The 12,480-nt window shown below is 71.4% G+C and carries 13 protein-coding genes; 6 read left to right on the plus strand and 7 right to left on the minus strand.

The window, feature by feature from the left end; translation table 11 throughout:
• Positions 1–13 precede the first annotated feature (13 nt).
• The 4 genes from LUX31_RS09200 to LUX31_RS09215 all read right to left on the minus strand — a co-directional run bounded on the left by LUX31_RS09200 (position 14) and on the right by LUX31_RS09215 (position 4,016).
• On the minus strand, positions 14–913 hold the full coding sequence (locus LUX31_RS09200; protein WP_235474294.1) for a dihydrodipicolinate synthase family protein: 900 nt from the start codon (positions 911–913) through the stop codon (positions 14–16).
• Positions 914–1,040: 127 nt separating this feature from the next.
• Positions 1,041–2,429, minus strand: coding sequence for an FAD-dependent oxidoreductase (locus LUX31_RS09205; RefSeq protein ID WP_235474295.1), 1,389 nt, complete (start codon positions 2,427–2,429; stop codon positions 1,041–1,043).
• Between the two features lie 103 nt (positions 2,430–2,532).
• The gene (locus LUX31_RS09210; RefSeq protein WP_235474296.1) at positions 2,533–2,847 is read right to left on the minus strand and encodes a (2Fe-2S)-binding protein; all 315 of its coding nucleotides are present in this window, start codon (positions 2,845–2,847) and stop codon (positions 2,533–2,535) included.
• Positions 2,844–4,016, minus strand: coding sequence for an NAD(P)/FAD-dependent oxidoreductase (locus LUX31_RS09215; RefSeq protein ID WP_235474297.1), 1,173 nt, complete (start codon positions 4,014–4,016; stop codon positions 2,844–2,846). Before LUX31_RS09215 ends, LUX31_RS09210 begins: the two co-directional genes overlap by 4 nt.
• Positions 4,017–4,220: 204 nt before the next feature.
• Here LUX31_RS09215 and LUX31_RS09220 point away from each other — a divergent pair, with 204 nt between their 5' ends.
• On the plus strand, positions 4,221–5,582 hold the full coding sequence (locus tag LUX31_RS09220) for an aminopeptidase P family protein (RefSeq protein ID WP_235479850.1): 1,362 nt from the start codon (positions 4,221–4,223) through the stop codon (positions 5,580–5,582).
• A 40-nt stretch (positions 5,583–5,622) separates the two neighbouring features.
• Here the strand turns inward: LUX31_RS09220 and LUX31_RS09225 are convergent, their stop codons facing one another.
• Positions 5,623–6,063, minus strand: a complete 441-nt coding sequence (locus LUX31_RS09225) for a DUF6299 family protein (RefSeq protein ID WP_235474298.1) — start codon at positions 6,061–6,063, stop codon at positions 5,623–5,625.
• Positions 6,064–6,367: 304 nt separating this feature from the next.
• On the opposite strand from LUX31_RS09225, the gene LUX31_RS09230 reads away from it, so the two are divergent.
• Complete coding sequence (locus tag LUX31_RS09230; RefSeq protein ID WP_105968663.1) at positions 6,368–6,556, plus strand: DUF5999 family protein; 189 nt, start codon at positions 6,368–6,370, stop codon at positions 6,554–6,556.
• A gap of 18 nt (positions 6,557–6,574) precedes the next feature.
• Here LUX31_RS09230 and LUX31_RS09235 read toward each other — a convergent pair whose 3' ends face one another.
• Positions 6,575–6,973 carry a RidA family protein gene (locus LUX31_RS09235; protein ID WP_235474299.1) on the minus strand — a complete coding sequence of 133 codons (399 nt, stop codon included), beginning with the start codon at positions 6,971–6,973 and terminating at the stop codon, positions 6,575–6,577.
• Positions 6,970–8,109 carry an acyl-CoA dehydrogenase family protein gene (locus tag LUX31_RS09240; RefSeq protein ID WP_235474300.1) on the minus strand — a complete coding sequence of 380 codons (1,140 nt, stop codon included), beginning with the start codon at positions 8,107–8,109 and terminating at the stop codon, positions 6,970–6,972. The genes LUX31_RS09235 and LUX31_RS09240 overlap by 4 nt, the downstream gene beginning before the upstream one ends.
• Before the next feature lie 154 nt (positions 8,110–8,263).
• On the opposite strand from LUX31_RS09240, the gene LUX31_RS09245 reads away from it, so the two are divergent.
• From LUX31_RS09245 to cysD, 4 genes are all read left to right on the plus strand, one after another.
• Complete coding sequence (locus LUX31_RS09245) at positions 8,264–9,946, plus strand: AMP-binding protein (protein ID WP_235474301.1); 1,683 nt, start codon at positions 8,264–8,266, stop codon at positions 9,944–9,946.
• An 80-nt stretch (positions 9,947–10,026) separates the two neighbouring features.
• Positions 10,027–10,842: a PaaX family transcriptional regulator gene (locus LUX31_RS09250; RefSeq protein WP_235474302.1), complete on the plus strand. Its 816-nt coding sequence runs from the start codon at positions 10,027–10,029 to the stop codon at positions 10,840–10,842.
• Positions 10,843–11,009: 167 nt separating this feature from the next.
• Positions 11,010–11,579 carry an adenylyl-sulfate kinase gene (gene cysC / locus LUX31_RS09255; protein WP_235474303.1) on the plus strand — a complete coding sequence of 190 codons (570 nt, stop codon included), beginning with the start codon at positions 11,010–11,012 and terminating at the stop codon, positions 11,577–11,579.
• Positions 11,576–12,478 carry a sulfate adenylyltransferase subunit CysD gene (gene cysD / locus LUX31_RS09260; RefSeq protein ID WP_235474304.1) on the plus strand — a complete coding sequence of 301 codons (903 nt, stop codon included), beginning with the start codon at positions 11,576–11,578 and terminating at the stop codon, positions 12,476–12,478. The genes cysC and cysD overlap by 4 nt, the downstream gene beginning before the upstream one ends.
• The last annotated feature ends 2 nt before the right edge of the window (positions 12,479–12,480 follow it).

A 12,480-nucleotide genomic window follows, 5' to 3' on the forward strand; every position in this document is an offset into this window, starting at 1 on the left:
GCGGAGTTGCGGCTCAGGCGAGACCGAGGGCGACGGCCTTCTCGGTGGCTTCGCGGACCGCCTTCTCCTGCTCGGGCAGCAGCGGCATGCGCGGCGGGCGGACAGGACCGCCATGCCGGCCGACGATGTCCATCGACAGCTTGATCGCCTGCACGAACTCGACCTTGGAGTCCCAGCGGTGGAGTGCGTGCAGCTGCTGGTAGAGCGGCAGGGCGGTGGCCAGGTCGCCCGCGACGGCGGCGCGGTACAGCTCGACCGTGGCCCGGGGCAGCGCGTTGGGATACCCGGCGACCCAACCGACCGCTCCGGCGGTCGCCAGCTCCAGCAGGACGTCGTCAGCGCCGATCAACACATCGAGTTCCGGGGCGAGTTCCTGGATCTGGTAGATGCGCCGGGTGTCTCCGGAGAACTCCTTCACTCCCTTGATGAGCCCGGCCGCGTGCAGCTTGGCCAACAACTCGGGGGTGAGGTCGACCTTGGTGTCGATGGGGTTGTTGTACGCCACGATGTCGATCCCGACCTCGGCGACGGCCGCGTAGTGCGCGAGCACCGAACGCTCGTCGGCCCGGTAGGCGTTGGGCGGCAGCAGCATGACGGCGGCACAGCCGGCGTCCTTGGCCTGCGCGGCCCAGCGAGCGGACTCGGCGGAACCGTAGGCGGCGACACCGGGCATGACCCGGTCCCCGCCGATAGCGGCAACGGCGGTCTCGACGACTTTCGTCCGCTCCTCGGCGGTGAGCACCTGATACTCACCGAGGGAGCCATTGGGCACGACACCGTCACACCCGTTCTCGACGAGCCAACGGCAATGGTCCGCGTAGGCGGCGTAGTTGACGCTCAGATCGTCGTTGAGCGGCAGCGCGGTGGCAACGAGAACGCCACGCCAGACGGGGACGGGGGCGGTGGTGCCCATAAGAACCTCCAGTTTTCGAGATACAGAGGAGAAGCGCGCCCCATAGGGGCGCGGGACTGTTTCTAATCTGCGGCTCCGCCGCGTGGGCGCGACCAGCCACAACGGCCCCGCAGCCAAATCACAACCATCAGCACCGAGGCTCCTCCGCCAACACCCCCAACGGCACAGGTCCAGCAAACGGCCGCTTGGCCACCCCCACCGAACACCCGGCAACCCCAGCGACCCCGGTCGCACAGACCCGCCCCTGACACCACCCCATACCCGCACGAGTGAGCAGCTTCACGGTACGCAAATCAGTCGCCCCCAACTCCTCGACGGCCTCCCGGACTTCGGAGGCCGTCACCTCCTCGCACCGACAGACGACGGTGTCATCGGCAACCTGCTCCACCCAGCGCGCAGGCGGCGCGTACGCGGTATCAACGGCAGCGAAGAACTTCCGCAGCCGGGTACGGGTCCGCGCGGCAGCCGCCCAGTCGGCAGGACGAGGCTCAACTCCCCCCAGCCGCGCGGCGATCGAGCACCCGGCGATCTCCCCCTCGGCGAGCGCCAGCACCGCTCCCCCGATGCCGGTGGCCTCGCCCGCCGCCCAGACACCGTCGACGTCGGTGCGCTGCTCGGCGTCGGTGACGACGAAGGGGTCGCCGGTGGCGTCGATCGCGCACCCGAGGGTCTCGGCGAGGTCGGTGTGCGCGAGCATGCCGTGGCCGACGGCCAGGGTGTCGCAGGCGATCCGCCGCTCGGTGCCGGGCCGTACCCGACCGTCCGGGTCCAGGGCGGCGACGGTGACGGCTTCGACGCGGTCGGTGCCATGGGCCGCGACGACGGTGTGACGTACCGTCACCGGGACCTTGTGGCACAGGAGTTGGGCCGCGTACTGAACGGCCTCGGCGATCTTCGCCGGGTTGGCGGCGAGTGTCGCGGTGTGCCGTACGAAGTCGGCGGGGTGCGTGGACTCGACGTACGCGGCGACTTCGGCGCCCGCTGCGGCGAGCCCGGCCGCGACCGGCATCAGCAGCGGCCCGGTACCGGCGACGACCGCCGTACGGCCCGGCAGAACGAGCCCGCCCTTGAGCATGGCCTGGGCGCCACCGGCGGTGACCACACCGGGGAGAGTCCAGCCAGGGAAGGGCAACACCTTCTCGTAGCCACCGGTGGCGAGGAGGACGGCATCGGCGGTGACGGTCTCCGACTCGGCCTGCGCGGGACCGAGAAGAGCATGCACGCCAAAACGACCACTTCCGCCGAACTCCCCCTCTACGAACCACACATGACGATCCGCCAGGTGGGTGATCCGACCCGCCGCGACATGCGCCGCCAGCCGATCCCGCAGCTTCTCCCAGGTACCCCAGGCGTGATGCAGGGCCTGCGGCCGACGCGCCTTCAACGCCGCAGCGGGCTGCCGGTAGAACTGCCCACCGGCCTGGGCACCCGAGTCGAGCAGCACCACCCGTACGCCCAGGTCGGCGGCGGTCAGCGCGGCAGCGAGGCCCGCCGGACCGGCACCGACAATCGCCACGGATGAAGTCGGGTGCGCGCCAGCGCCCCGATAGGGGCGCGGGGAACTGCGCGACCAGCCCCCACCGGCCCGCAGCCGACGAACCAGATAACCCACCGAACGCTCACCCGAGTTCGTCATGACCAACCCCTTCCTGCGTACGGATCACGTCGCCGGACGCAGCCGGTACCAGGCAAGCCCGCTGGTTAGGCCGGTCATTGACGGTGACAAGGCAGTCGAAGCAGACCCCGATCCCACAGAAGATCCCGCGCGGCGCACCACTCCCCCGGGTGCTCCGCCAGGAGGTGACCCCCACCGACCAGAGGACGGCGGCGACAGTCTGACCGGGCAGCGCAGCGGTCTCGTGTCCGTCGACAGTGACGGTGAAGGGCGGCCCGGGGTGGGCCCTGGCCAGCTCCAGCGGAGTCCTCTGTCTCACTGATTGCCCTCCTCGAAGCGGTCCGGACGGAACGGCGCGAGGTCCAGATCGGGCCGCTTGCCCGCCAACGACTGCGCGATCAACTGCCCCGTACCGACCGCCAGCCCGATCCCCGCCCCCTCGTGACCGCACGCGTGATAGAGCCCCGGCGCCCGGGGATCGGCCCCGATGGCCGGCAGATGGTCCGGCATGTACGGCCGGAAACCCAGGTAAGCGCGCATCGCGTGCACACTCCCGAGCACCGGGAAGAGCGCCAGGGCCTGCGCGGCCAGTCGACGCACGACCGGGAGCGAGAACGTCCGGTCGAAGCCGACCCGTTCACGGCTGGCCCCGATCAGCACCGGCCCCGCGGCCGTGCTCTCGACGACCGCCGAGGACTGGAGCCCTGCGTCGCCGCTGGCCACGTCGGCGACATAGTCGGCGGCGTACACCTTGTGCCGTACGGTGCCGGGCGGCAGCGGTTCGGTGACCAGGACGAAGCCGCGCCGGGGCAGCACGGGCAGGTGCACCCCGGCCAGCGCGGCGACCTCGCCGCCCCAGGTGCCGGCCGCGTTGACGACGGCCGGGGCGTGGATGTCGCCGTGCTCCGCAGTCCGGACGCCGCGTACGGAGCCGTCCGGTGCGCACAGGATGTCGGTGACGGCCGTACCGGTGCGCAGTTCGGCTCCGGCCCGCCGGGCCGCCCGGACGACCTGGGCGGCGGCGAGGGAGGGCATCACCTGGCAGTCCTGCGGGTACAGCACACCGCCCGCGAGGTCGGGGGCCAAGTGCGGTTCCAGGTCGGCGAGTTGACCAGCGTCGACCGTCTCGGCCTCGATGCCCGCCGCCCGCTGTCCGGCGGCGAACCCGGCCAGCGCGGCCATGCCTGCCGCGTCGGAGGCGACGACGATCCCGCCCTTCGCCTCGAACTCGACGGCGCCGCCCAGACCCGGTTCGGCCGCGAGGTCGTGCCAGAGGCGGGCGGAGAGCAGCGCGAGGTCCAGCTCGGGCCCCGGTTCCTTGTCGGAGACGAGCAGGTTGCCCTCACCGGCGCCGGTGGTGCCACCGGCCACCGGCCCCCGGTCGAGGACGAGGGTCGCGAGGCCGGCCCGGGCGAGGTAAAGGGCACATGCGGCACCCACCATTCCGGCGCCGATGACCACAACATCGCAGGTCAGTCGCTTACTCACATCAGTACAATGTCACATGTTCCTATTCTCGCCAAGGGCGCCTAGGCTCGACTCACCGACCGACTGCTGCTGACCTCAAGGCGAAGAAGGTGCCCACAGGTGTCCACGGATTCGACCGAAACCGCTGAACCCGAAGAGACCGCTGAGACCAAGGACCGCAAGAACCGCCTGTACCCGTCCGTCTCCCCGCAGCTGGCCGAGCTGATGACGACGGGATGGGCCGACACCGAGCTGAAGGACCTGCGCCCCATCGAGCAGGCCCCGTACGCCGCCGAGCGCCGCGCCGCCCTCTCCGCCCGCTTCCCCGGCGAGCGTCTGATCGTCCCGGCCGGCAACCTCAAGGTCCGCGCCAACGACACGCACTACCCGTTCCGCCCGTCCACCGAGTACGTCCATCTCACGGGCGACCAGACGGTGGACGCGCTCCTCGTCCTCGAACCCCGCGCGGACGCCGACGGTCACGACGCCGTCGCCTATCTCCTCCCCCGCTCCGACCGGGACAGCGGCGAGTTCTGGCAGGGCGCGGCCAAGGGCGAGCTGTGGGTCGGCCGCCGCCACTCCCTCGCCGAGGCCGAACAGGTCCTCGGCCTGCCCTGCCGTGACGTCCGCGAGGCCTCCGCCGAGCTGCGCGCGGCCCCCGCCGTCCCCACCCGGATCGTGCGCGGCTACGACGCCGAACTCGAGGCCGCCGTGACGACGGACGAGGACCGGGACACCGAGCTGAAGACGGTGCTGTCCGAGCTGCGTCTGGTGAAGGACGACTGGGAGATCGGCGAGATGCGCAAGGCGGTCGACTCGACCGTACGCGGATTCGTGGATGTCGTACGGGAGTTGGCGACCGCGATCGCCACCTCGGAGCGCTGGATCGAGGGAACCTTCTTCCGCCGCGCCCGACTTGAGGGCAACGACATCGGCTACGGCTCGATCTGCGCGGCCGGCGAGCACGCCACGATCATGCACTGGCAGCGCAACGACGGCGAAGTCCGCCCGGGCGAGCTGCTGTTGCTCGACGCGGGCGTGGAGACGAACTCCCTCTACACCGCCGACGTCACCCGCACCCTCCCCATCAGCGGCACCTTCACCCCGCTCCAGCGCAAGATCTACGACGCGGTGTACGAGGCTCAGGAGGCAGGCATCCGGACGGTCAAGCCCGGTGCCGCGTACCGGGACTTCCATGTCGCCGCCCAGCGCTACCTGGCCGAGAAGCTTGTCGAGTGGGGCCTGTTGGAGGGCGACCCGGACGACGTGTACGAGCTGGCCCTCCAGCGCCGCTTCACCATGGCCGGCACCGGTCACATGCTCGGCCTGGACGTGCACGACTGCGCCAAGTCACGGACCGAGCTGTATGTCGACGGCATCCTCGAACCGGGCATGATCCTCACGGTCGAGCCGGGCCTGTACTTCCAGCCGGACGACCTGACCGTGCCTGCGGAGTACCGGGGCATCGGGGTCCGGATCGAGGACGACATCCTGGTGACGGCGGACGGCCACGAGAACCTGTCGGCCGGGCTGCCCCGTACGTCCGACGAGGTCGAGGAATGGATGCGGGTCCTGACCGGCGCGTAGCCCCGGTCAAGCCCCGTCAACGCCCGCTGCGGCAGGCGGCTCACGCCTGCGTGAGGACGACCTCCTGGATCCGCTCCGAGTGGACCGTCGGCAGCGGGATGAAGCCCGAGCGGCGGAACTCCACCAGGCTGGTCTTGACCCGCACCGGGCCGGGCTCGTACGCGCCCGGCTCGGTGGCCTTGGTGTTCGACCACTGGTGCCAGGAGCCGTCGCAGCTCGCGGGGATGCTGTCCAGGCCGTGCCAGACGTTCTCGCCGCGCTCGATCGAGGCGGCGACGCGGACGGAACCGCCGGTGCTGAGGCAGCGGTAGCTGCCGGCGAGCGTGAGTTCGCCGTCGGGCGTGATGCTGCCGGACTCGACCGTGACCTGGTCGAAGCCCTCGTCGGCGGCTGCGGGGGTCGCGGCCTGGGACACGGTCAGCAGCGCGGCACCGGCCGCGACGGCGGCGGCACGGGAGAGGGACCGGAAGGAAACAGACATGGGGAAACCTCCTTGGGGGGACTCCACAGGTACTGGCCCCCCGCGCCCGCGCGCGTGATCATCACCCCTTCGTCGGCGAGTCGTGCACGCCGACTGCCCCGCTTTTCGGATCTTCTCGGAACGGCGGAATTGTCAGAGTGGTGTCACAGCACGTCCGCGTGCTGTCACGCTTCCTCGCCTCGACTTGGCGCCGGGCCCCCGGCACGGGCATCGTCAGAACCGGCAAGGAAGCAAGGCCGCAAAGACGCAAGGACTCACGGACGCACCGCACCCGAGCACCAGCTATCCGATCCGGAGGCACACCATGTGTTCACACCAGCCCGCGTGCCCCTCGGCCGACCGCCCCGACCGGGACGCCGCGCACATCGTCGCCTTCCACCCCGAGCAGGGCTGGAACCTCCTGTGCAACGGCGCGATCGTCTTCGACGACACCGGCGAGCTGCTGCCCGACGGCAGCGTGGTCTCCCCGCACCGCCTGACGACCGCGGCCTGAACAACCTCTGACCACTCTCTACGGCAGCACCGCGAAGCCGTCCAGCTCCACCAGGGCCTCTTCGTCCCACAGCCGTACGATCCCGACGACCGCCATCGCCGGATAGTCGCGCCCCGCCAACCTCCTCCAGACACGGCCGAGTTGAGGGGCCTGGGCGCGATAGTCGGCGACGTCCGTGGCGTACACGGTGACCCTGGCGAGGTCGGCGGGCGTACCGCCGGCCGCGTGCAGTGCGGCGAGCAGATTCCCGAGGGCCCGCTCGAACTGCTCGACCAGCGTGTCCCCTACGACCTTCCCGTCGGCGTCGAGCGCGGTCTGCCCCGCGAGGAACACCAGCCGGGAGCCGGTGGCGACGACGGCGTGCGAGAAGCCGGCGGGCGGCGAGAGCCCGGCCGGATTGACGCGCTCGGCACTCACAGGGCCTCCCCCGTCCCCTGGGACTCCTTGTACAACTCCTTGGCGATGACCGTCCGTTGGACCTCGCTCGCCCCCTCGTAGATACGCGGCGCCCGTACCTCCCGGTAGAGGTGTTCGAGGAGATGGCCGCGCCGCAGCGCCCGCGCGCCGTGCAGCTGGACGGCCGCGTCGACGACGTACTGCGCGGTCTCGGTGGCCAGCAGCTTCGCCATCGCGGCGCGCCCGGGGACCCCTTGGGCGCCTTCGTCGTACGCCGCCGCTGCCGCGTAGACCATCAGCCGGGCCGCCTCCGTGCGCAGGGCCATCTCGGCGATCTGGTGGGAGACAGCCTGGAGGTCCTTCAACTTGCCGCCGAACGCGTCCCGTTGGGCCGTGTGGGCGAGGGTCGCGTCCAGCGCCGCCTGGGCCATGCCGACCGCGAAGGCGCCGACGCTCGGCCGGAACAGATTGAGTGTGCCCATGGCGACCCGGAAGCCGCGGTCGGGTTCGCCGATGACGTCGTCCACGGTCACCGGTACGGCGTCGAGGGCGAGGGCTCCGATGGGGTGCGGGGAGAGCATGTCGAGGGCGCTGCCGGTGAGGCCGGGCCGGTCGGCGGGGAGCAGGAAGGCCGTGACTCCACGGGCCCCGGCGCCCGCTGTCGTACGGGCGAAGACGGTGTAGAAGTCGGCCTCGGGGGCGTTGGAGATCCAGCACTTCTCGCCGGTGAGGCGCCAGCCGGAGGGGCCGTCGGGGGCGGCCGTGAGGGACAGGGCCGCCGCGTCGGAGCCCGCGCCGGGCTCGCTCAGCGCGAAGGCGGCCACCGCGCTGCCCTCGCTCACCCGGGGCAGCCAGCGGGCCCGCTGGGCCGGGGCGCCGTGGGCGTGGACCGGATGGGCGCCGAGGCCCTGGAGGGCGAGGGCGGTCTCCGCCTCGGTGCAGGCGTGCGCGAGGGACTCCCGCATCAGGCACAGGTCGAGCGCTCCGGAGGTGAACAGGCGGGAGAGCAGCCCGAGTTGGCCGAGTTCGGCGACGAGGGGACGGTTGACGCGGCCCGGTTCGCCCTTCTCGGCGAGCGGGCGCAGCCGGTCGGCGGCCAGCGCGCGCAGCTCGGCACACCAGGCGGCCTGTGCCGGTTCGAGCGAGAATGCGGGCATCGCCGGTCCTCCCTCCGAGGCCGTCGTCCACGGCCCCTCCCCGACGGTATCGCGCACCGTTGACTGCCGTCACCAACACGATACGCTCCTTGTGCAGGACAGGTCTCGGCCCACCACTACGCCTACGCCCACGACGGCAAAGGGGCGAACCGCCATGGATCCCATGCACCCCATGCGTCCCAGGCATCCCGGGTACGGCAGGGCTCCCGAGGGCCGCGCCGATCCCGCGCGGCGGGTTCCCTCGGCCCACGTGGACACGTTCGCGCGCGACAGCCTCCCGCCCCCGGACCAGTGGCCCGGCCTCCGCTTCGACCTGCCCGAGGTGCGTTACCCCGACCGGCTGAACTGCGCGGCCGAGCTGCTGGCCGGCGACGGTTCCGACCCCGGGCGCCCGGTGTTCCGTACGGCCGCCGGTGAGGTGTGGACGTACGGCGAGCTGCGCACCCGGGTCGACCGGGTCGCGCACGTCCTCACCCGGGACCTCGGGGTCGTGCCGGGCAACCGGGTCCTCCTGCGCGGCCCCACCACACCCTGGCTCGCGGCCTGCTGGCTGGCGGTGCTGAAGGCGGGGGCGGTCGCGGTCACCGTGCTGGCCCAGCAGCGTCCGCAGGAGCTGAGCACGATGTGCGAGATGGCCCGGATAGGGCACGCCCTGTGCGACATCCGGGCCCTCGACGACCTCGCCAAGGCGGAGATACCGGGGCTGCGGATCGTGCCGTACGGCGGTGACGGCCTCGACGACCTGCTGAACCGTCCGGTGCCCGGCACCCCGTACCCGGCCGTGGACACCGCGGCCGACGACGTGGCGCTGATCGCGTTCACGTCCGGTACCACCGGTCGCCCGAAAGGGTGCATGCACTTCCACCGGGATGTGCTCGCCATCGCCGACACGTTCTCGCGGCACGTACTGAAACCGCACGCGGACGACGTCTTCGCGGGCAGTCCCCCGCTCGGTTTCACCTTCGGGCTCGGCGGTCTGGTGGTCTTCCCGATGCGGGCCGGGGCGAGTGCGCTCCTACTCGAACAGGCGGGCCCCAAACAGCTGTTGCCGGCCATAGCCGAACACCGGGTCTCGGTGCTGTTCACCGCGCCGACGGCCTACCGGGCGATGCTCGACGGGCTGGACGCGCACGACACCGGCTCGCTGCGCCGGTGCGTGTCGGCGGGCGAGAACCTCCCCGCCGCCACCTGGCAGGCCTGGTACGAGCGCACTGGGCTGCGGCTGATCAACGGCATCGGCGCGACCGAGCTGCTGCACATCTTCATCTCGGCGGCCGACCAGGACATCAGGCCCGGTACGACCGGGGTGCCGGTACCGGGGTGGCACGCGCGCGTGCAGGACGAGAACGGCGAGCCGGTGCCCGACGGGACGCCCGGACTGCTCGCGGTGCGCGGCCCGGTCGGCTGCCGCTACCTCGCCGATCCGCGCCAGGGCACATATGTGCGGGACGGGTGGAACATCACCGGGGACACGTATGTGCGGGAGGGCGACGGGTACTTCCGGTACGTGGCACGGGCGGACGACATGATCATCTCGGCCGGGTACAACATCGCGGGCCCGGAGGTCGAGGAGGCGCTGCTGCGCCATCCGGACGTCATGGAGACGGCGGTGGTGGGCCGGGCCGACGAGGCGCGCGGGCAGGTCGTGGTGGCGTACGCGGTGCTCAGGGAGGGCGCGCGGCGGGACGCGGAGGCGCTGCGCGCGTACGTCAGGGAGGAGCTGGCCCCGTACAAGTGTCCGCGCGAGATCGTCTTCCTGGACGCCCTGCCCCGGACGGCGACCGGCAAGCTCCAGCGCTTCCGGCTGCGCACCGACCCGACACAGCCCTCCACATGAAGTGATCTTGACCAGAAATCAACCACCGGAGGTAGTTGACCAGCGGAAATGGCGACAACCAGTGATCCCGGCGGCCTAAAATGATCAACGTGTCCGAACAGCACGCCCCTCGGTCCCTCATCGTCACGCTCTACGGCGCGTACGGCCGTTTCATGCCCGGCCCGGTACCCGTCGCCGAGCTGATCCGGCTCCTCGCCGCGGTCGGCGTCGACGCGCCCTCCGTCCGGTCCTCCGTGTCCCGGCTGAAGCGGCGCGGCCTGCTCCTGCCGGCCCGTACGGCACAGGGCGCGGCCGGGTACGAACTCTCCCCCGACGCCCGCCAGTTGCTCGACGACGGCGACCGGCGCGTGTACGGCGCCGCTCCCCCGCCGCACGACGAGGGCTGGGTGCTCGCGGTGTTCTCCGTCCCCGAGTCGGAGCGCCAGAAGCGCCATGTCCTCCGTTCCCGCCTGGCCGGACTCGGCTTCGGCACGGCGACCCCGGGCGTGTGGATCGCCCCGGCGCGCCTCTACGAGGAGACCCGGCACACCCTGGAGCGGCTGCGCCTCGACCCCTACGTCGACTTCTTCCGCGGTGAGCACCTGGGCTTCGCGGCGACGGTCGAGGCGGTGTCCCGCTGGTGGGACCTGGCCGCGATCGCCAAGGAGCACGAGGCGTTCCTCGACCGGCACGCGCCGGTGCTGCTCGGCTGGGAGAAGCGCGAGGACACCCCGCCCGAGGAGGCCTACCGCGACTATCTGCTGGCCCTGGACTCCTGGCGCCATCTGCCGTACGCCGACCCCGGCCTGCCCGCCCACCTCCTCCCGGCGGACTGGCCGGGCGTCCGCTCGGCGGCCGTCTTCCAGGGACTGCACGCCCGGCTGCGGGACGCGGGGGCCGGGTTCGTGGGCCTGTGACGCGGGTCGTACGCCGACGGGACGCCGGTGACACGTGCACCCGCATGTGACCTCAGCCACATCAGGCGTCACTAACGGAACCCTCAGGTTCCTCTTCGCCTCTTCTCAAGTTTCTTACCTAACGTCCGGGGAGCCGCACGCGGGGAGAGAGACGAGGACTGTTGCGAATGACCACCACGGCCAGGCCCACGGGGCCGACCAGAGCTCAGGGAGCCACCGTCTGGCTCACCGGGCTGCCGAGCGCGGGTAAGACGACGATCGCCCAGTTGCTCGGCGACCGGCTGCGCAGCGAGGGACACCGGGTGGAGGTCCTCGACGGCGACGAGATCCGCCGCTTCCTCTCCGCCGGCCTCGGCTTCTCCCGCGAGGACCGCAACACCAACGTCCAGCGCATCGGCCTCGTCTCCGAGGTGCTCGCCCGCAACGGCGTCCTGTCGGTCGTCCCGGTGATCGCGCCGTACGCCGACAGCCGCGAGGCCGTGCACAAACGGCACGACGCGAGCGGGACCCCGTACATCGAGGTCCATGTCGCGACCCCGGTCGAGGTGTGCAGCGAGCGGGACGTGAAGGGCCTGTACGCCCGCCAGGCGGCGGGCCGGCTGACCGGCCTGACCGGCGTCGACGACCCGTACGAGCCCCCGGAGGACCCGGCACTGATCCTGCGGACGCAGGACCAGACCCCGGAGGAGTCGGCGGACGCGGTGTACGCGGTGCTGGCGGAGCGGGGGCTCGTGTGAGTGCGTACACGCTCTCCCACCTGGACGCTCTGGAGTCCGAGGCCGTGCACATCTTCCGTGAGGTGGCGGGTGAGTTCGAGCGGCCGGTGATCCTGTTCTCCGGCGGCAAGGACTCGATCGTCATGCTGCATCTGGCGCTCAAGGCGTTCACGCCGGCCCCGGTCCCGTTCCCGCTGCTGCATGTGGACACCGGGCACAACTTCGCCGAGGTGCTGGCGTATCGCGACCGGGTGGTGGCGGCTCACGGGCTGCGGCTGCATGTGGCCTCCGTGCAGGACTACATCGACCGGGGTGTGCTGCGGGAGCGGCCGGACGGGACGCGAAATCCGCTCCAGACCGTGCCGTTGACGGAGAAGATCCAGAGCGAGCGGTTCGACGCGGTCTTCGGTGGCGGGCGCCGGGACGAGGAGAAGGCCCGGGCGAAGGAGCGCGTCTTCTCGCTGCGGGACGAGTTCTCGCAGTGGGACCCGCGTCGCCAGCGCCCGGAGTTGTGGAACCTGTACAACGGGCGGCACGCGCCAGGCGAGCACGTCCGCGTGTTTCCCTTGAGCAACTGGACCGAGCTGGACGTCTGGCAGTACATCGCCCGCGAGGGCATCGAGCTGCCCGAGATCTACTTCGCGCACTACCGCGAGGTGTTCCGGCGGGGCGGAATGTGGCTGACGGCAGGCGAGTGGGGCGGCCCGAAGGCCGACGAGACCGTCGAGAAGCGCCGGGTGCGGTACCGGACCGTCGGGGACATGTCCTGCACGGGTGCCGTCGACTCCGACGCGGGCACGCTCGACGACGTGATCGCGGAGATCGCCGCGTCCCGGCTCACCGAGCGGGGAGCCACCCGCGCCGACGACAAGATGTCCGAGGCCGCGATGGAAGACCGCAAGCGCGAGGGGTACTTCTAGCC

Origin of the sequence: Streptomyces sp. GQFP, assembly GCF_021545335.1 — a bacterium.
Classification (GTDB): Bacteria; Actinomycetota; Actinomycetes; order Streptomycetales; family Streptomycetaceae; genus Streptomyces.